This window comes from Micrococcus sp. EWR3.9.1 (assembly GCF_052615555.1).
In genome coordinates this window covers 1-760 of record NZ_JBQXFD010000047.1, presented here as the reverse complement: position 1 = coordinate 760, position 760 = coordinate 1, and the positions used below count along the sequence as shown (strand labels likewise).

The 760-nt window shown below is 67.9% G+C and carries 1 pseudogene; it reads left to right on the top strand.

What is annotated here, in order from left to right:
* Positions 1–760 (top strand): annotated as a pseudogene (locus tag ACUJ8O_RS11500) (IS30 family transposase); the annotation flags it as partial.

Genomic DNA, 760 nt, shown 5'->3' with positions numbered 1-760 from the left:
GGAGCGGATGGAGATCTCGACGGGATCGAAGGCCGGGTGGGGAGTCCGGAAGATCGCGTCTCACCTGGGTAGATGCCCTTCGGTGGTCTCCAGAGAGCTTCGACCGAACTCGACGAAGACGCGCGGCTATCAAGCCGTGACCGCGGACGTGAAAGCGCAACGCCAGCGCTCTCGCCCACAGGTCCGGAAAGTGGCAAAGGACCCGGTACTCGAGGCCCGCGTCAACGCCGACCTCGCAGCGTCATGGATGCCGAACGAGATCGCGGGTCGCTTGCGTCTGGAGGCCGCAGACCCGACCGTTGAACGCATGGCGAACTCTCCCGACGCTCAGGGCCGCACCGTCAGCGGAGAAGCGATCTACCAGTACATCTACGCGATCCCCCGCGGAGAACTCGCCAAGCGTGGGATCTTCTTGCAGTCCAAACGGACCAAGCGCCGGCCCCGCACGCACGGCCGCTCCCGAGGCGGGCCGATCGTGGGGATGGTCCCGATCGCGGAGCGTGGCGAGGACGCGGCGAAGCGGCGGGTACCCGGGCACTGGGAGGGCGACCTGATCATCGGGAAGAACGGGTCCTCGTGCGCGGCGACGCTGGTGGAGCGGATGAGCGGGTTCACCGGCCCGCTCGCCCTGCCCTCGAAACACGCCGAGGGCCCCCGCGGACGCGGTGATCGAGTACTTCACCGAGCTGCCCCGGATGATGCAGACCTCGCTGGTAAGGGACCAGGGCAGCGAGATGGCGCACCACGCAGAGGTCTCCCC